This window comes from Rathayibacter sp. PhB151, from assembly GCF_004366415.1.
In the GTDB taxonomy this organism is placed as follows: Bacteria; Actinomycetota; Actinomycetes; order Actinomycetales; family Microbacteriaceae; genus Rathayibacter; species Rathayibacter festucae.
Map to the genome: position 1 here is coordinate 1,063,500 of NZ_SOEN01000007.1, position 17,910 is coordinate 1,081,409.

Genomic DNA, 17,910 nt, shown 5'->3' on the forward strand with positions numbered 1-17,910 from the left:
CCCTCACTCCGCCAGGGGTGCTACAGGGCAGGAGGTTCCCGGGCCGCCGGGCTCGTCCGAGGTCCTCGGATCACGCCGGGGGCGCCGGGCCCGCCTCACTCCCCCAGCAGCTCGCGCAGGTCGTCGGCGGTGAGCGCCTGTGCGAACAGCTCGCCCTCGTCGAGGACCGCGGTGCTCAGACGAGCCTTGCGCTCCTTCAGCCGGACGATCTTCTCCTCGATCGTGTCCTTCGCGACCAGCCGGTAGACGTTGACCCGGCGCTCCTGGCCGATCCGGTGCGCGCGGTCCACCGCCTGGGCCTCGGCGGCGGGGTTCCACCAGGGGTCGAGGATGAAGACGTGGTCGGCCTCGGTCAGCGTGAGCCCTGTGCCGCCCGCCTTCAGGCTGATCAGGAACACCGGCGCGGCTCCGGAGCGGAACTCGTCGATCACCGCGGCGCGGTCGCGGGTGGAGCCGTCGAGCTGCACGAACGGGATCCCCCGCCGCCGCAGCCGCTCGGCCGCGCGCTCCAGGTACGAGGTGAAGGTGCTGAAGACGAGCGCCCGGCGCCCCTCGGCCAGCACGTCGTCGAGCTGCTCGATCAGCGCGTCGAGCTTGGCGGAGGGCACGTGCCGGTACGCGGGATCGACCAGCGAGGCGTCCAGGGCGAGCAGCCGGAGCAGCGTGAGCGAGCGGAACACGGTGAAGCGCTGGCGGTCGAGGTCGTCGACCAGCCCGAGGAGCTTCCGCCGCTCGCGCTGCAGGTAGCCGTCGTACAGCACCCGGTGGCTCGGGGCGAGGGTGACCTCGAGGGTCTGCTCCTGCTTCTCGGGCAGCTCGGGCGCCACCGCCTCCTTCGTCCGGCGCAGGAGGAACGGGCGGATCCGGCGGCGCAGCCGGTCGAGTCGCCGCCGCGCTCCCTCGGAGTGCGAGACCGTGCGCCCCGCCGACAGGTCCGGCGAGACGATGCCGACCGGCTCGTCCGCGTGCACGATCGGGCGGGTGAACTCCTCCCGGAAGCGCCGCAGCGACGGCAGGAGACCGGGCGCGGTCAGCGCGAGGACCGCCCACAGCTCGTCGAGCGAGTTCTCCAGCGGCGTGCCGGTGAGGGCGAGGGTGATCGGCGCGCCGACGCCGCGGGCGGCCCGGTGCGCCTGCGAGGACGGGTTCTTCACGAACTGCGCCTCGTCGAGGACGAGCGCCGACCACTCCCGCTCGGCCCACTGCTCGCCGGCCAGGCGGAGCACCGCGTAGCTGGTGACCACGACGTCGACATCGGCCGGCAGGGCGGCGAGGGTGTCGCCGCGCCCGTCCCGGGTGCTGGTCACCGCCGCGACCCGGAGCGACGGGGCGAACCGGGCCGCCTCCGAGAGCCAGCCGGGCAGCACCGAGGTCGGCGCGACCACGAGGAAGGGCGCGGCGCGGACTCCGGCGGCGCGCGCCTCCTCCACCGCCTGGAGCATCATCGCGAGGGTCTGCAGCGTCTTGCCCAGCCCCATGTCGTCGGCGAGGATCCCGCCGAGCCCGTGCCGGTGGCGGTGCACGAGCCAGGAGTAGCCCTCGCGCTGGTACGAGCGCAGCTCTCCGGTGAGGCCGGCCGGCGGCTCGACGTCGACCGGCGCTCCGGCCGCCAGAGCGTTCTCGAGCACGTCCTTCCAGGCGTCGGAGGCGGTGCTCGCGTCGGCGAGCTCGTCCAGCTCCTCCCAGAGCGCGGTCTGGTGCCGGCCGATCCGCGGGCCGGTCTCCCACTCCTCCAGCTCGTCGGCGCGCTGCAGCAGCTCGCGGAGCCGGTCGAGGCCCGGGTGCGTGAGCGAGAGGTAGGAGTGGTCGACGAGCCGGATCCGGTCGCCGCCGTTCGCGAGCGCGCGGAACAGCGGGCCGAAGGGGACGCTCGCGTCGCCGATCGTGACGACGACGCCAAGGTCGAACCAGTCGGCGCTCTCGGTGTCGGCCGCGGTGAGCGTGAGCGTGAGCGGCCCGTTGAGCAGCCGGTAGTCGGGCTGCTTGCCCTCGCGCTCGATCCGCACGCCGCCGACGCCCTCGAGGAGCGGCAGCTGCTCGACGACGAAGACCGCCGCCGCCGCGCCGCGCAGGACCGCGGGCCGGTCGACGTCGGGGACGACGTCCGACTGCGCGGCGGCCAGGACGGTCCGGGCGCGGCGGAGGATCGAGTCCTCGAGCACGTCGTCCCCGCCCCCGTCGAGCTCGCGCGCCCGGTCGGGGCTGCGCCGCCAGTGGAAGCCGACGCGGACGACGCGGCGCGGCTCGAACGAGACGGTGCAGACCAGCCGGGGCGGCTCGGGCTCGTCCAGCTCGATCCCGGCGTCCGCGCCCCGCACAGCGACGCGGCCGCGCAGGGTCGGCAGGTGCTCCGCCAGGAACTCGGCGACGTCCTCCGCCGGGATGCCCGTCGGCTCGGGATGGCGGAGCAGCCGCAGCTCCTCCTCGTCGAGCGGCTGCGGGGTCGGCGCGAGCAGCAGCGCGGTCGGGTCGCCGGACTCCACCAGGTAGACGCCGTGCCGGGCGATCGGCCGGGCGGCCTCGAGCGGTCGCTCGCCGGCGTCGAGCCGGAGGACGGGAGTGAGTTCCAGGGCGCCCGCCTGATCGGACGCGACCAGGGCGACGTGCGCCGAGGCGGAGCGCCCGAGAGCGCCCGTGCCGGTGGTGAGCAGCGGGATGCGCAGGCCCTCCGCCTGCTCGAGCAGGCGCCAGAGCAGGGGGCTCTCGTAGTCGTCGAGGTGGATCCAGTCCGGGTCCTGGCCGAGATGCACGGTGCGGGTGGCCCGGTGCAGCGCGGCGAACTCGGCGAACCAGCGCTGATGCGCCGGATCGAGCGAGAGCCGGTGGGTCTGGAAGTTCAGCGACTTCCAGGTGAGCGTCGAGCGGTTCCAGGCGCCGCCGCGGCCGGGCACGACCGGGCGGGTGGCGAGACGGTGGTCGTCGCGCTCGGCGGGGTCGTAGGTCGCCGCGGTGACGCGCTCACTCGTCGGCGCGCGCCACGGGTCGTCGGCGCGCCGGACGAGGCGGCGCAGCTCGAACTGCAGGCCGATCGGCGTGAGGGTCGGAGTCGGCTCTCCGGGCTCGCCGCCGCTGAGCTCGCCCACGCGGGCGCGCCAGGAGGCGGCGGACTTCTCGGGAGGCATCGCCCCATGCTGTCACGCCGGTCCGACACCGATCCGCGGTCGGTGCGGCGCCGGTCCCCGCGCCGGCCCGGGTCAGCGGCAGAATCGGAGGATGAGCAGCAACGACTCCCCCGAGCCCACCGTCCTCGCGATCGGCAGCGACGAGCTGCGTGTGGCGCTGACGACCGCGGGCGCCGAGATGACCTCCCTCCGCGACACCGAGAACCGCGAGTACCTCTGGCAGGCCGGGCCCGAGTGGCGCCGGCACGCTCCCGTGCTCTTCCCGATCATTGGGCGGCTGCCGGGCGACACCCTGCACCACGACGGCCGCGACTTTCCGATGGGCCAGCACGGCTTCGCGCGCGACCGCGTCTTCGAGCTGGCCGGCGTCGGTGGCGACGAGGCCGTCTTCCGGCTGCGCAGCGACGACGCGACCCGCGCGGTGTTCCCCTTCGACTGGTCGCTGCTGATCGCCTACGCGGTGACCGGATCGACGCTGCGGATCACGCAGACCGTCGAGAACCGCGGCACGGAGCCGCTCGGCGCCTCGGTCGGCAACCACCCGGCGTTCGCTCTGCCGCTTCCCGGGGCCACCGGTGAGCACCGGATCCGCTTCGCGCAGCCCGAGCCGGAGGGCTTCCGCCGCGCTCCCGAGAACCTCCTCGTCGCCGAGCGCCACCCGGCACCGCTCGAGGACGGCGTGCTCACGGTGGACGACGCGCACTTCGAGGAGGGCGTGCTGATCTTCGACGAGCCGCGCCGGCGCACGCTGACCCTCGAGGCCGACGGCGCGCGCTCGATCGCAGTCGACAGCGGCGACTTCGACGTCGTCGGCGTCTGGAAGCCGGTCGGCGCGCCGTTCGTCTGCATCGAGCCGTGGCGGAGCGTGCCGACGCCGGAGGGCTGGGACGGCGACATCGTCGACAAGCCGCGGCAGTTCGTGCTCGCCCCGGGCGAGCAGCGCGCCTTCTCCTACAGCATCACGCTCAGCTGAGGCTCCTCGCGCTGCAGCTGCGCGTCGAGGAGCTCGAAGCGGCGGATGATCAGCCCCTCGCGGGTCGCCCACGGGCAGATCACCAGCGTCTCGACGTGCAGCGCCTCCATGGCGGCCTCGGCGACGAGCGCGCCGGCCAGCAGCTGCGGGGCGCGGAGTGCGGAGACGCCGGGCAGCGCCGAGCGGTCGGCCGCGCTGATCGCGGCGAGGCGGGAGGACCACAGCCGCAGGTCGACGAGGTGAAGCTCCCGGCGGGCGAGCGGGCCGGCCGCGCTCGGGGCGGCGCCGGTGATCCGGGCCAGGGAGCGGAAGGTCTTCGAGGTGCCCGCGACGAGGTCGGGGGTGCCGAGGGAGAGGAAGGCGCGGACGGGTTCGGCGAGCACCTCGCGGGCGTGCCGGCGGGCGGCCTTGACGCTCGTGGCGGAGGCGGGGTCGCCGTCGAGGAGGTCGCGGGTGACGCGGCCGGCACCGAGCGGCACCGAGACGGCGAGCTCGGGGACCTCGTCCACGCCCATCGACAGCTCGAACGAGCCGCCGCCGATGTCGAGGTCGAGGATCGAGCCGGCGCCCCAGCCGAACCAGCGGCGCACGGCGAGGAAGGTCGCGGACGCCTCGGCCTCGCCGCCGAGCTCCTGGAGGTGCACGCCGGTCTCGGTGCGGACGCGCTCGAGCACCGCGGCGCCGTTGCCGGCCTCGCGGATCGCGGAGGTGGCGAAGGCGAGCAGGTCCTCCGCGCGGTGGCGGCGGGCGACCTCGTGCGCCTCCGCGACGAAGGAGATCAGCTCGCGCTGCCCCTCCTCGGTGATGTCGCCCGCGGCGTCGAGGTAGGCGACCAGCGCAAGGCTGCGCTTGTGCGACCGGTACGGCACGGGCCGCGCCCCCGGGTGCGCGTCGACGAGCAGCAGATGGACCGTGTTGGAGCCGATGTCGAGCACGCCGAGTCGCATGCCCCCACGCTAGCGCGGCCCGCAGCCGCCCCCGGACCGGCGGCGGCGACCCCGATGATCGGCACCGCGGCGTTGGGCGTGAGCATGACCGAGTGGCCCGCGGAGCGGGCGTATCGAACGGAGGAGGCGCCTTCGGCGCCAGCGCAGGGCGGGGAAGAGGCCGACGTGCATGCGGTGGTGGGTCTCGATAGGCCCCTGCGGGGCTACTCGACCAGCATGTGTGCGGGTGTCCCTTCCAAGTAGATCCACCCGCGCCCGAAGACGAGTCTGCAGACCCGCCCAGCTGACGACGCCGGGTCTCGATACGCCGCTGCGCGGCTACTCGAGCAGCATGGAGGGACCGGCCCCCGAAGGGCCGCTACTCGATCAGCAGGGAAGGCGCGGCCCTCTGAAGGGCCGCTCCACGGCTGCCCGGCCAGCCTCGGCAACTGCTCGGGCGGCATGGAGTGGCTCGCGCCCCGAAGGGGCCGCGGCCCTTGCACCCGACGCGCTGGCGACTGTGGGTCTCGATACGCCGCTGCGCGGCTACTCGACCAGCATGGATGGCCGCCGCGTGACTGTCCGACCAGCGTGCTGGGGCCGCTGCGCGGCCGCTCGATCAGCAGGAGCGGAAGCCCCCACCCCCGCTCGGGAGCGTGGCGCCCCGGAGGGGTCGCCACCCCTGCAGACCGGCCGCGGCTCCGCAGGGTCACCGGCGATCCGCGTGCCAGCGGATCGTCGTACCCGGAACGCGACCGGCCCCTGCCAGCGCACCCCGTCGCCAAGCCGACCGCCGACGGACGACGAGGAACGAGGAGTCCGTCGCAGAAGGGCCCGGCCGCGCTGGCGACCGGGCCCTTCTGCAGGAACTCAGTGGTCCCAGTTCTCCACCGGCTCGGAGGAGCTGGAGGAGCCGACGACGTGCACGCGCATGTCGTTGGTGGTGCCGGCGCGTCCGGGGGGCGACCCGGAGACGACGACGACGGTGTCGCCGGCCTTCGCGAGGTTCTCGCGGAGGAGGACGGCGTCGACCTGGGCGAACATGGCGTCCGTGTGGTTCACGCGGGGCGTGACGTAGGACTGGACGCCCCAGTTGAGCGCCATGCGGCGGCGGACCGAGGGCTCGGGGGTGAAGCCGATGATCGGGATGCCGTGGCGCAGGCGCGTCATGCGGCGGACGGAGTCGCCGGACTCGGTGAAGACGCAGAGGAACTTGGCCTCGACGAACTCGGCGACCTCGGCGGCGGCGAGGGTGACGGATCCACCCTGGGTGCGCGGCTTGCTGCCGAGCGGGGGGATCCGCTCGAGCCCGTGCTCCTCGGTCGACTCGACGATGCGGGCCATGGTCTGGACGGTGACGACCGGCCAGGCGCCGACGCTGGTCTCGCCGGAGAGCATGACCGCGTCGGCTCCGTCGAGGATGGCGTTGGCGACGTCGGAGGCCTCGGCGCGGGTGGGGCGCGGGCTCTCGATCATCGACTCGAGCATCTGGGTCGCGACGATGACGGGCTTGGCCCAGCGGCGGGCGAGCTCGACGGCGTGCTTCTGCACGATCGGCACGGCCTCGAGGGGCAGCTCGACGCCGAGGTCGCCGCGGGCGACCATGATGCCGTCGAAGACGTCGATGATCTCCTGCAGGTTGTCGACGGCCTGCGGCTTCTCGATCTTGGCGATGACGGGGGCCTTGCGGCCCTCCTCCGCCATGATCTCGTGCACGCGGACGATGTCGCTGGCGTTGCGCACGAAGGACAGCGCGATGATGTCCGCACCGAGGCGGATGGCCCAGCGGAGGTCGTCCTCGTCCTTCTGCGACAGCGCGGGCACGTTGACCGCGACGCCGGGCAGGTTGATGCCCTTGTTGTTCGAGATGTTGCCGGGGACGACGCACTCGGTGATGACGCGGGGGCCCTCGACGGCGGTGACGCGGACCGCGACCTTGCCGTCGTCGATCAGGAGCATGTCGCCCGGGTTCACGTCGTCGGGCAGGCCCTTGAACGTGGTGCCCGAGAGCTCCTTGGTGCCGAGGACGTCCTCGGTGGTGATGGTGAAGACGTCGCCCTCGGCGAGGGGGTACGGACCGCCCTCGAACTTGCCGAGGCGAATCTTGGGACCCTGCAGGTCGACCATGATCGCGACGGCGCGACCGGAGTCCTCGGCGGCCTTGCGCACGAGGCGGTAGATGCCCTCGTGCACGTCGTAGCTGCCGTGGCTGAGGTTCATGCGGGCCACGTCCACGCCGGCGTCGATGATCGCACGAATGGTCTCGTACGACGACGTTGCCGGGCCGAGGGTGGCGACGATTTTCGCTCGTCTCATTGAGGGGGTGCTCCGTTGTTCTGCGCCCGAGGGCGCGTCGATAGCGGGGAGGGTGAGCTGTGAAGCTGGCGCGCGAAGACTATCGCGTCCGTGGGACTAGAGCGTGAAGCCCCGGTCGTTGGGCCCGACGGGCGCGGGCAGCTGGGTGGTGCCTTCGAGGTAGCGGTCGATCTCGGCCGCGACGGAGCGGCCCTCGGCGATCGCCCAGACGATCAGCGACTGGCCGCGGCCGGCGTCCCCGGCGACGAAGACGCCCGGGACGCTGGTCTCGAAGCGGTCGCCGCGGACCACGTTGCCGCGGTCCGTGAACGGCACCTCGAGCTGGCCGGCGAGGTGCTCCGACTCGGGGCCGGTGAAGCCCAGGGCCAGCAGGACCAGGTCGGCCGGGATCTCGCGCTCGGTGCCCGCCTTGGGCACGCGGCGTCCGTCGAGGTACTCGGTCTCGGCCACGCGCACGGCGCGGACCTCGCCGACCTCGTTCGCGAGGAACTCGACGGTGGAGGCGAGGTAGACGCGCTCCCCGCCCTCCTCGTGGGCGCTGGCGACCTCGAAGACGGTCGGGTCCATCGGCCAGGGCTGGCTGTCCGGACGCTGCGACGGGGGCTGCGTGCCGATCGCGAGGTTGGTGACCGAGGCCGCCTTCTGGCGGTGCGCGGTGCCGATGCAGTCGGCTCCGGTGTCGCCGCCGCCGAGGACGACGACGTGCTTGCCCTCGGCCGAGATCTGCTCGAAGACGCGGTCGCCCGCGATGGCGTGGTTCGACTGCACCAGGTACTCCATGGCGAAGTGCACGCCGGCCAGGTCGCGGCCGGGGATCGGCAGATCGCGCGGGACCATCGCGCCGGTGGCGACCACGACGGCGTCGTAGCGCGCGCGCAGGTCGTCCCAGGTGATGTCCGTGCCGATGTCGACGCCGGCGCGGAAGCGGGTGCCCTCGGCCTTCATCTGGTTCAGGCGCAGCTCGAGGTGCTTCTTCTCCATCTTGAAGTCGGGGATGCCGTAGCGCAGGAGGCCGCCGATGCGGTCGTCGCGCTCGTAGACCGCGACGGTGTGCCCGGCGCGCGTGAGCTGCTGCGCGGCGGCGAGACCCGCGGGGCCGGAGCCGACGACGGCGACCGTCTTGCCGGTCAGGCGCTCCGGCGGGTGCGGCTGCACCCAGTCGTTGCCGAAGGCCTGATCGATGATCGAGACCTCGATCTGCTTGATCGTGACCGCGGGCTGGTTGATCCCGAGCACGCAGGACGACTCGCAGGGCGCCGGGCACAGACGGCCGGTGAACTCCGGGAAGTTGTTGGTCGCGTGCAGGCGCTCGATCGCCTGACGGCCCTCGCCGCGCCACATCAGGTCGTTCCACTCGGGGATCAGGTTCCCGAGCGGGCAGCCCTTGTGGCAGAACGGGATGCCGCAGTCCATGCAGCGGCCGGCTTGCCGGCGCAGCACGGCGGTGTCGCCCTGCTCGTACACCTCTTTCCAGTCCATCAGCCGCACGGACACCGGGCGCCGCTTGGGCAGCTCCCGGTCCTGCACCTTCAGGAATCCCTTGGGATCAGCCACCGGTCACCTCCAGAATCCGTCCCCAGACGACGTCGCCGTCGGGGTCGAGCCCCTCTTCGACGGCGGATGCTCGCGTCGCGAGCACCGCGGCGAAGTCGCGGGGCAGTACCTTGACGAAACGCGAGACGGTTCCGTCGAAATCGTCGAGCATCCCCTGGGCCAGGGTCGACTCGGTCTCGGCCACGTGCCGCTCGAGCAGGTCGCGCAGGATCTCCACGTCGGCGCTGCCGAGCTCGGAGAGCGTCAGCTCCCCGGAGGCGATCGCGTCGCGGTTGACGAGCTCGCGGCTCAGGTCGTGGATGTAGGCGGTGCCGCCGGACATGCCCGCGCCGAGGTTGCGGCCGGTCGCGCCGAGGATGACGGCGAGCCCGCCGGTCATGTACTCGAGCGCGTGGTCGCCCACGCCCTCGACGACCGCCGTGGCGCCGGAGTTGCGGACCAGAAAGCGCTCGCCGACCATCCCGCGGATGAACATCGTGCCCTGGGTCGCTCCGTAGCCGATCACGTTGCCGGCGATGACGTTCGCCGACGCGTCGAAGGTGCTGCGGCGGTCGGGCCGCACCACGATCTGGCCGCCGGAGAGGCCCTTGCCGACGTAGTCGTTCGAGTCGCCCTCGAGGCGCAGCGTGATGCCCGCGGGCAGGAACGCGCCGAGCGACTGCCCCGCCGAGCCGCGGAGGTTCACCGTGATGGAGTCGGCCGGCAGCCCGTTCTCGCCGTAGCGGACGGTCACCTCGTGGCCGAGCATGGTGCCGACCGCGCGCTCGGTGTTCTTGATCTCGCGGTCGATCACCACGGTGCCGCGGTGATCGAGGACGTTCGCGGCGAGGCGGATCAGCTCGTTGTCGAAGTGCTTCTCCAGCTCGTGCTCCTGCGCGCGGCCGTGGCGGCGCGGCTCCTCGGCGCGGAAGACCGGGCCGACCAGGATCGGCGTCAGGTCGAGCCCGCTCGCCTTCCAGTGCTCGATGGCGCGGTTGACGTCGAGCAGCTCGCGGTGGCCGACGATCTCGTCGATCGAGCGGAAGCCGAGCTGGGCGAGGTACTCGCGCACCTCCTGGGCGATGAACTCGAAGAAGTTGACGACGAACTCGGGCTTGCCGTTGAAGCGCTTGCGCAGCTCCGGGTTCTGCGTCGCGACGCCCACCGGGCAGGTGTCGAGGTGGCAGACGCGCATCATGATGCAGCCCTCGACGATCAGCGGGGCGGTGGCGAAGCCGAACTCCTCGGCGCCGAGCAGGGCGCCGATGACGACGTCGCGGCCGGTCTTCATCTGGCCGTCGACCTGCACCACGACGCGGTCGCGCATGCCGTTGAGCATCAGCGTCTGCTGGGTCTCGGCGAGACCGAGCTCCCACGGCGTGCCCGCGTGCTTGAGCGAGTTGACGGGGCTCGCGCCGGTGCCGCCGTCGTGGCCCGAGACGAGGATCACGTCGGCGAGAGCCTTGGCCGTGCCGGCCGCGACCGCGCCGATGCCCGACTGGCTGACGAGCTTCGCGTGGATGCGCGCCTTCGGGTTCGCCCGCTTGAGGTCGAAGATCAGCTGCTTGAGGTCCTCGATCGAGTAGATGTCGTGGTGCGGCGGCGGAGAGATCAGGCCGACGCCCGCGGTCGCGTGCCGGGTGCGCGCGATCCACGGGTAGACCTTGGTCGGCGGCAGCTGGCCGCCCTCGCCGGGCTTGGCGCCCTGGGCGAGCTTGATCTGGATGTCGTCGGCGTGGGTGAGGTACATGCTCGTGACGCCGAAGCGGCCCGAGGCGACCTGCTTGATCGCGGAGCGGCGCTCGGGGTCGAGCAGTCGCTCGGTGTCCTCGCCCCCCTCGCCGGTGTTCGACTTGGCGCCGAGGCGGTTCATCGCGATGGCGAGCGTCTCGTGCGCCTCCGGCGAGATGGAGCCGTAGCTCATCGCCCCGGTGGAGAAGCGCTTGACGATCGACTCGACCGGCTCGACCTCGTCGATCGGGACGGGGGTGCGGCCCTCCGTGTCGAGGGTGAACATGCCGCGCAGGGTCATCAGCGAGAGCGCCTGGTCGTCGACCATCTTGGTGTACTCGCGGAAGACGTCGTAGCGGCGGTTGCGCGTGGAGTGCTGCAGCCGGAAGACGGTGTCCGGGTTGAAGAGGTGCGGCGCGCCGTCGCGGCGCCACTGGTACTCGCCGCCGACCGCGAGGCGCTCGTGCGCGACGACCGCGCCGTCCTCGGGGTACGCGGCGCGGTGGCGCGCGGCGTTCTCCTCGGCGACGACCTCGATCCCGATGCCGCCGAGCTTGGAGGCGGTGCCGGTGAAGTACTGGTCGACGAAGACCTGGCTGAGGCCGACGGCCTCGAAGGTCTGCGCGCCGGCGTAGCTGGACACGGTCGAGATGCCCATTTTGGACATGATCTTGAGCACGCCCTTGCCGAGCGCCTTGATCACGTTCTTGACGGCCTTCTCGGGCGAGAGGTCCGAGATCATGCCGCTGCGCACCAGCTGCTCGCAGGTCTCCATCGCGAGGTACGGATTCACCGCGGAGGCGCCGTAGCCGATCAGCGTCGCGACGTGGTGCACCTCGCGGACGTCGCCGGCCTCGACGACCAGCCCGACGCGCATCCGGTTCTCGGTGCGGATCAGGTGGTGGTGCACGGCGGCGAGCATCAGCAGCGAGGGGATCGGCGCGAGGTCCTTGGTGGAGTCGCGGTCCGAGAGCACGAGGAACTGCGCGCCGGCGGCGATCGCCTCGTCCGCCTCGGCGCACATCGCGTCGAGCCGGTCCTGCATGGCGCGGGGGCCGGCGTCGACGCGGTAGAGGCCGCGGATCGTCGTGGTGATGTGGCTGAGCGGGCGCGGCGCGATGTGCTGGATCTTGGCCAGCTCGTCGTTGTCGATCACCGGGAAGTCGAGGACGACCTGGCGGGCGTGCTCGGCGCCGGCCGAGAGCAGGTTGCGCTCCGGGCCCAGACCGAGGCGCAGCGAGGTGACGACCTCCTCGCGGATCGAGTCGAGCGGCGGGTTGGTCACCTGCGCGAACGCCTGGGTGAAGTAGTCGAACAGCAGCCGCGGGCGCTTGGAGAGCACCGCGACCGGGGTGTCGGAGCCCATGGCGCCGAGCGGCTCGGCACCGGCCTTCGCCATCGGCAGCAGCAGGAGCCGCACCTCCTCCTCGGTGTAGCCGAAGGTGCGCTGGCGCCGGTTGACCGACGCAGGAGTGTGCACGATGTGCTCGCGCTCCGGCAGGTCCTTGAGGTTGATGCGGCCCTTGTCGAGCCACTCGTCGAAGGGCCCGGAGTCGGCGAGCTGCGCCTTGATCTCCTCGTCCTCGACGATGCGGCCCTGCTCGGTGTCGACCAGGAACATCCGGCCCGGCTGCAGCCGGCCCTTGCGGACGATCTTCGCGGGGTCGATGTCGAGGACGCCGATCTCGCTGGCGAGCACGACGAGGCCGTCGTCGGTGACGACGTAGCGGCCGGGGCGCAGGCCGTTGCGGTCGAGCGTGGCGCCGACGAGGTCGCCGTCGGTGAAGACGATCGCGGCCGGGCCGTCCCACGGCTCCATGAGCATCGAGTGGTACTCGTAGAAGGCGCGGCGCTTCTGGTCGATCGCGGTGGCCTGGTTCTCCCACGCCTCCGGGACCATCATCATGATCGCGTGCGGCAGCGAGCGGCCGGCCAGCGTGAGCAGCTCCACCGTCTCGTCGAACGAGGCGGAGTCGCTGCGGCCGGTCGAGACGATCGGGAACAGCGGCGAGAGGTCGCCGAGCTCGGCGCTCTTCAGCTGCGACTGGCGCGCGCGCATCCAGTTGCGGTTGCCCTGCACCGTGTTGATCTCGCCGTTGTGCGCGATCATCCGGAACGGCTGCGCGAGCGGCCAGGACGGGAAGGTGTTGGTCGAGTAGCGGGAGTGCACCAGCGCGAGCTTCGAGGTGAAGCGCTCGTCCGAGAGGTCGGGGTAGAACGGCTCGAGCTGGAGCGTGGTGACCATGCCCTTGTAGACGAGCGTGCGGCTCGAGAGCGACATGAAGTACACCTCGAGCTCGCGCTCGACGCGCTTGCGCAGGCGGAAGGTGAGGCGGTCGAGGCGGAGCCCGGCCAGAGGCACGCCGGCCGCGTCGGTGAGCTCGCTCGAGACGTACAGCTGCTCGATCGCCGGCATGGCGGCGCGGGCGAGCGTGCCGATCTCGTCCGGCTGGACGGGGATGGAGCGCCAGCCGAGGACGGTGAGGTTCTCCTCGCGGGCCATCTCGGCGATGGTCGACTTGACCCGCTCGCGCTCGAAGACGTCGACCGGGAGAAAGGCGTTGCCGACCGCGTACTGCCCGACGGGGGGCAGCTCGACGGCCGCGACGGCCCGCAGGAAGTCGTCGGGGATCTGGGTGATGATCCCCGCGCCGTCGCCGGTGCCGGCGTCGGAGCCGACCGCGCCGCGGTGCTCGAGGTTGCGCAGCGCGTTCAGCGCGGCGTCGATGATGTCGTGCCCGGCCGTCCCGCGCATGGTGGCCACCATGGCGAGACCGCAGGCGTCCTTCTCGGCCGCCGGGTCGTACATCCCCTGCGCGGACGGGGTGCCGAGGAACGGCACGGCGGGGACGCGGGGCGAGGGCTGAACGGGAGCCATGGGGACCGTCCTCACGAGAGTCGTAGCGGATCGGGACGTCGCTGGCCCGCGGTGTGGTGGTGGAGGAGCGGCTCCCCGATCGGGAGGGCCGTGCATTCGGTGGTCGCGGAGCGGAGGTCTGGCGCCGTCGTCGGGGTCGTGCGCTCGCTCCCCCGCGGCAGCGCTTGTGGCTGAGCCGCGGTGGGGCGGACGGACGGAGAGGTGAGCTGGATGCGGGGCCGCGGGGGTGCCGCGGACCGCGTCAGCTGCGGGAGACCGTCGACTTCTCGGCGTCGGTGCCGGAAGAAGGAGTGGTGGCGTCGGAGTCGGACTCGACGTCCTCGAATTCTACCGCAGCCGGGGCGGGCGTCCACTCGCGGCCGGGCCGATAGGCCGAGGTCTCGCGACCCGGGTGCTCGCGCCGCTGGATCACGACGAGGACGAGGCCGACGACGACGGCGGCCAGCGCCGCCCAGACGTTGGTGCGGATGCCCCAGAAGAACTCGCTCGGGTCGATCCGGATGGACTCGAACCAGACGCGGCCGATGCCGTACCAGATCAGGTAGGCGGCGAAGACGGTGCCCCACTGCAGCTTGAGGCGGCGCTCGAGCAGCAGGATGACCGCGATGCCGACGACGTTCCAGAGGATCTCGTAGAGGAAGGTCGGGTGGAAGAGCGTGCCGGCGGGCAGGCCGACCGGGAAGGCCGGGTTGCTGCTCTCGATCTCGAGGCCCCAGGGCAGGGTCGTCGGGAGGCCGAACAGCTCGTGGTTGAACCAGTTGCCGAGGCGGCCGATGGCCTGCGCGGCGAGCATGCCGGGCGCGAGGGCGTCGGCGAAGGTCCAGAACCGGACACCGGTCCAGCGGCAGCCGATCCAGGCGCCGACGGCACCGCCGATCAGGCCGCCGAAGATCGCGTTGCCGCCGTTCCAGATCCGGATGATCTCCCACGGGTCCGCGCCGGCGTAGAAGTAGTCGCCGGGGTGCGTGAGCACGTGGTAGAGCCGCGCGCCGATGATGCCGAGCGGCACGGCCCAGATGATGATGTCGAGGACGACCCACGGCTCGGCGCCGCGCCGCTTGAGGCGGGCGTTCGTCATGATCGTGGCGACCACGATGCCGACCAGGATGCAGACGGCGTAGGTGTGGATCGAGAACGCGCGATCGAAGAGCGTGAAGTCGTACTGACTCCACGCCTCGGGCGGACTCGGGATGCTCAGCGGTACGGACACCGGTACGTCGACCTTTCGAAGGAGGGATCCCGCGGTCGCGGCGGCGCCGCGCCCCGACGGGCATCCCGAGTGTACTGGGAGGCGTCAGGCGCGCGGACGCGTGCCCTCTGCCAGACCGCGAGCCGTCTCCGCCACCGCGGCGACTCCCCCGGAGGCGAGCGCGCGCACGAGGGCCGAGCCGACGATCGCGCCGTCGGCGTAGGCGAGGATCTCGGCGACCTGGTCGCCGGTCGAGACTCCCACGCCGACGCAGGCGCTGTCCGAGCCGGCGGTGCGCAGGCGCTCGACGAGCGTGCGGGCGGCGCGGTCCACGTCGGCGCGCGCTCCGGTGATGCCCATCGTCGAGACCGCGTAGACGAAGCCGCGGCTCGCCTCGACGGTCGCACGCAGGCGCTCGTCGCTCGAGGAGGGGGCGGCGAGGAAGACCCGATCGAGGCCGAGGCGCTCGGAGACGGCCATCCACTCGGCACCCTCGTCGGGGATGAGGTCGGGAGTGATCAGACCGGAGCCGCCGGCCTCGGCGAGGTCGGTGGCGAAGCGCTCGACGCCGTACTGCAGCACGGGGTTGTAGTACGTCATCACCAGCACCGGCACATCGACGCGGGCGCGGATCTCGCGGACCGCGTCGAAGCCGTGGCGCAGGCGGAAGCCGCCGGCGAGGGCGGCCTGGGTCGCCTCCTGGATGACCGGGCCGTCCATGACCGGGTCGGAGTAGGGCAGGCCGAGCTCGATCGCGTCGACGCCGTTCTCGGCGAGGGCGACCGCGGCGTCGATGCTCGTCGCGAGGTCCGGGAAGCCGGCGGGCAGGTAGCCGATCAGGGCGCCCGCGGCCTCCTGGTTCCGGCGGCGGACGGTCTCGGCGACGCTCGGGCCGACGCCGCTCACGACTGCACCGCGCCCTGGTCGACGAGCCCGAAGTAGCGCGCGGCGGTGGTCATGTCCTTGTCGCCGCGACCGGAGAGGTTGACCAGGATGGTCGCGTCGGGGCCGAGCTCGCGGCCGAGCTCGAGCGTGCCGGCGAGGGCGTGCGCCGACTCGATCGCGGGGATGATGCCCTCGGTGCGGCTGAGCAGCATCAGGGCGTCCATCGCGGCGGAGTCGGTGACCGCGCGGTAGTCGGCGCGGCCGATGCTGGAGAGCCAGGCGTGCTCGGGGCCGACGCCCGGGTAGTCGAGACCGGCCGAGATCGAGTGCGACTCGACGGTCTGGCCGTCCTCGTCCTGGAGCAGGAAGCTGCGGGCGCCGTGCAGGACGCCGGGGCGGCCCTTGCTGATGGTCGCCGCGTGGCGCGGGGTCTCGATCCCGTCGCCGCCGGCCTCGAAGCCGACGAGCCTGACCTCGGGGTCGTCAAGGAACGCGTGGAAGATTCCCATCGCGTTGGAGCCGCCGCCGACGCAGGCGGTGACCGCCGTGGGCAGGGCACCGGTGAGGGCGAGGACCTGCTCGCGCGCCTCCTCGCCGATGATCTTCTGGAAATCGCGCACCATCGCCGGGAAGGGGTGCGGGCCGGCCACGGTGCCGAAGACGTAGTTCGTCGTCTCGACGTTGGTGACCCAGTCGCGCATCGCGTCGTTGATCGCGTCCTTGAGGGTGCGCGAGCCCGTGGTCACCGAGACGACCTCGGCGCCGAGCAGCCGCATCCGGGCGACGTTGAGCGCCTGGCGCTCGGTGTCGACCTCGCCCATGTAGACGACGCAGTCGAGCCCGAAGAGCGCGGCGGCGGTGGCGGTGGCCACGCCGTGCTGGCCGGCGCCGGTCTCGGCGATCACGCGGGTCTTGCCGATGCGCTTGGTCAGCAGCGCCTGGCCGAGCACGTTGTTGATCTTGTGCGAGCCGGTGTGGTTGAGGTCCTCGCGCTTGAGGATGATCCGCGCACCGCCCGCGTGCTCGGCGAAGCGCGGCACCTCGGTGATGATCGAGGGCCGGCCGGTGTAGCTGCGGTGCAGCTCGGTCAGCTCGGCCCGGAACGCCGGGTCGACCTTGGTGCGCTCGTACTCGGCGCTCAGCTCGTCGAGCGCCTTCACGAGCGACTCGGGGACGTAGCGTCCGCCGAAGTCGCCGAAGTAGGGACCGAGTTCGTCTCGGAGTGCCATGGCAGTGCCGCCTATCGGTGGATCGTGATCAGTGCGCCAGGAAGCCGGCGAGGGTGGAGACGGGGTCGCCGCCGGTGACGAGGGCCTCGCCGACGAGGACGACGTCCGCGCCGGAGCGGCGGTAGTGCGCGACGTCGTCGGCCGAGAGGACCGCCGACTCCGCGACCTTGACGGCGTCGGCCGGGAAGCGCTCGGAGAGGCGGCCGAAGAGGTCGCGGTCGAGCTCGAAGGTGGAGAGGTCGCGGGCGTTGACCCCGATCAGGCGCGCGCCGAGGTCGGCGGCCCGCTCGAGCTCGTCGCCCGAGTGGGTCTCGACCAGCGGGGTCATCCCGAGCTCGAGGACGAGGGCGTGCAGCTCGGCCAGCACGGGCTGCTCGAGCGCGGCGACGATGAGCAGGACGAGGTCCGCTCCGGAGGCGCGCGCCTCGAGCACCTGGTAGGGCTCGGCGATGAAGTCCTTGCGCAGGACCGGGATCGACACCTTCGCGCGGACGGCCTCGAGGTCGGCGAGGGAGCCCTTGAAGCGGCGCTCCTCGGTGAGGACGCTGATCGCACTCGCTCCCCCGAGCTCGTACTGCCCGGCGAGCAGCGCGGGGTCGGGGATCTCGGCGAGGGCGCCGCGGGACGGGCTGGACCGCTTGACCTCGGCGATGATCCGCACGCGCTCGGCCGGAGCCAGCGCGGCGAGGGCGTCGAGGGCGGGCGGGCGCTCGGCGGCACGCCGCTCGAGGGCGGCGAGCGGGACGGTCTCGCGACGCCGGGCCGCGTCGGCCAGGGCGCCAGCGGTCAGATCGCCGAGCACTCTACGCGCGCGCCTTCGGGTTGGCCTTCGCGCCGTCGACGCCGTAGCCCAGGCGGGCCAGGATCACGCCGACGAGCAGGCCGACCACGACGAGTCCGGCGGACAGCCAGACGACGAGGGGCAGGTCGAACCAGAAGGCGATCGTGCCGACCGTGAAGCCGACCAGCATGATGACGACGGCCGTCCACGCTGCGGGCGAGTGGCCGTGGTTGTCGTCGTCGTGCTCGGTGCTCATGGCTCTCCTCCTGGACGTGCGTGGGAACCAGAGCAGTCTAGCGGCTCGCGCCTGAAGGGCCTCGCCGACGGGCGGGGTCCGCCGGGGCCCC

General features: G+C 72.4%; 11 protein-coding genes. 1 reads left to right on the forward strand and 10 read right to left on the reverse strand.

The window, feature by feature from the left end:
* Nucleotides 1-95: 95 nt before the first annotated feature.
* Nucleotides 96-3,122, reverse strand: a complete 3,027-nt coding sequence (locus EDF35_RS12485; RefSeq protein WP_133962546.1) for a DEAD/DEAH box helicase — start codon at nt 3,120-3,122, stop codon at nt 96-98.
* Between the two features lie 91 nt (nt 3,123-3,213).
* Here EDF35_RS12485 and EDF35_RS12490 point away from each other — a divergent pair, with 91 nt between their 5' ends.
* Nucleotides 3,214-4,095: an aldose 1-epimerase family protein gene (locus EDF35_RS12490; protein WP_133962547.1), complete on the forward strand. Its 882-nt coding sequence runs from the start codon at nt 3,214-3,216 to the stop codon at nt 4,093-4,095.
* On the opposite strand, the gene EDF35_RS12495 is transcribed toward EDF35_RS12490, so the two are convergent.
* The 9 genes from EDF35_RS12495 to EDF35_RS12535 form a co-directional block, all read right to left on the reverse strand.
* Nucleotides 4,074-5,042: a Ppx/GppA family phosphatase gene (locus EDF35_RS12495; RefSeq protein WP_133962548.1), complete on the reverse strand. Its 969-nt coding sequence runs from the start codon at nt 5,040-5,042 to the stop codon at nt 4,074-4,076. The two genes, EDF35_RS12490 and EDF35_RS12495, sit on opposite strands and share 22 nt — an antisense overlap.
* Before the next feature lie 849 nt (nt 5,043-5,891).
* Nucleotides 5,892-7,337, reverse strand: a complete 1,446-nt coding sequence (gene pyk, locus EDF35_RS12500) for a pyruvate kinase (RefSeq protein ID WP_123446241.1) — start codon at nt 7,335-7,337, stop codon at nt 5,892-5,894.
* A 96-nt stretch (nt 7,338-7,433) separates the two neighbouring features.
* Entirely contained in the window at nt 7,434-8,891 is a 1,458-nt protein-coding gene (locus EDF35_RS12505; RefSeq protein WP_123446240.1) for a glutamate synthase subunit beta, read from the reverse strand.
* On the reverse strand, nt 8,884-13,410 hold the full coding sequence (gltB, locus tag EDF35_RS12510) for a glutamate synthase large subunit (RefSeq protein WP_243839979.1): 4,527 nt from the start codon (nt 13,408-13,410) through the stop codon (nt 8,884-8,886). Before gltB ends, EDF35_RS12505 begins: the two co-directional genes overlap by 8 nt.
* A gap of 310 nt (nt 13,411-13,720) precedes the next feature.
* Entirely contained in the window at nt 13,721-14,671 is a 951-nt protein-coding gene (gene lgt / locus EDF35_RS12515) for a prolipoprotein diacylglyceryl transferase (RefSeq protein ID WP_243582545.1), read from the reverse strand.
* A 102-nt stretch (nt 14,672-14,773) separates the two neighbouring features.
* Complete coding sequence (gene trpA, locus EDF35_RS12520) at nt 14,774-15,574, reverse strand: tryptophan synthase subunit alpha (RefSeq protein WP_123446238.1); 801 nt, start codon at nt 15,572-15,574, stop codon at nt 14,774-14,776.
* Entirely contained in the window at nt 15,571-16,782 is a 1,212-nt protein-coding gene (trpB, locus tag EDF35_RS12525) for a tryptophan synthase subunit beta (protein WP_123446237.1), read from the reverse strand. Before trpB ends, trpA begins: the two co-directional genes overlap by 4 nt.
* A gap of 28 nt (nt 16,783-16,810) precedes the next feature.
* Nucleotides 16,811-17,584 carry an indole-3-glycerol phosphate synthase TrpC gene (trpC, locus tag EDF35_RS12530; protein ID WP_123446236.1) on the reverse strand — a complete coding sequence of 258 codons (774 nt, stop codon included), beginning with the start codon at nt 17,582-17,584 and terminating at the stop codon, nt 16,811-16,813.
* Between the two features lies 1 nt (nt 17,585).
* Nucleotides 17,586-17,819 (reverse strand): DUF6704 family protein, encoded by a 234-nt coding sequence (locus EDF35_RS12535; RefSeq protein ID WP_123446235.1) that lies wholly within the window; start codon nt 17,817-17,819, stop codon nt 17,586-17,588.
* Nucleotides 17,820-17,910 lie beyond the last annotated feature (91 nt).

Bases quoted from the DNA above. Each gene is read 5' to 3' on its own strand.
- EDF35_RS12485 (WP_133962546.1), bottom strand. From the start codon at position 3,122: ATGCCTCCCGAGAAGTCCGCCGCCTCCTGGCGCGCCCGCGTGGGCGAG.
- EDF35_RS12490 (WP_133962547.1), top strand. From the start codon at position 3,214: ATGAGCAGCAACGACTCCCCCGAGCCCACCGTCCTCGCGATCGGCAGC.
- EDF35_RS12495 (WP_133962548.1), bottom strand. From the start codon at position 5,042: ATGCGACTCGGCGTGCTCGACATCGGCTCCAACACGGTCCATCTGCTG.
- pyk (WP_123446241.1), bottom strand. From the start codon at position 7,337: ATGAGACGAGCGAAAATCGTCGCCACCCTCGGCCCGGCAACGTCGTCG.
- gltB (WP_243839979.1), bottom strand. From the start codon at position 13,410: ATGTACGACCCGGCGGCCGAGAAGGACGCCTGCGGTCTCGCCATGGTG.
- trpB (WP_123446237.1), bottom strand. From the start codon at position 16,782: ATGGCACTCCGAGACGAACTCGGTCCCTACTTCGGCGACTTCGGCGGA.
- EDF35_RS12535 (WP_123446235.1), bottom strand. From the start codon at position 17,819: ATGAGCACCGAGCACGACGACGACAACCACGGCCACTCGCCCGCAGCG.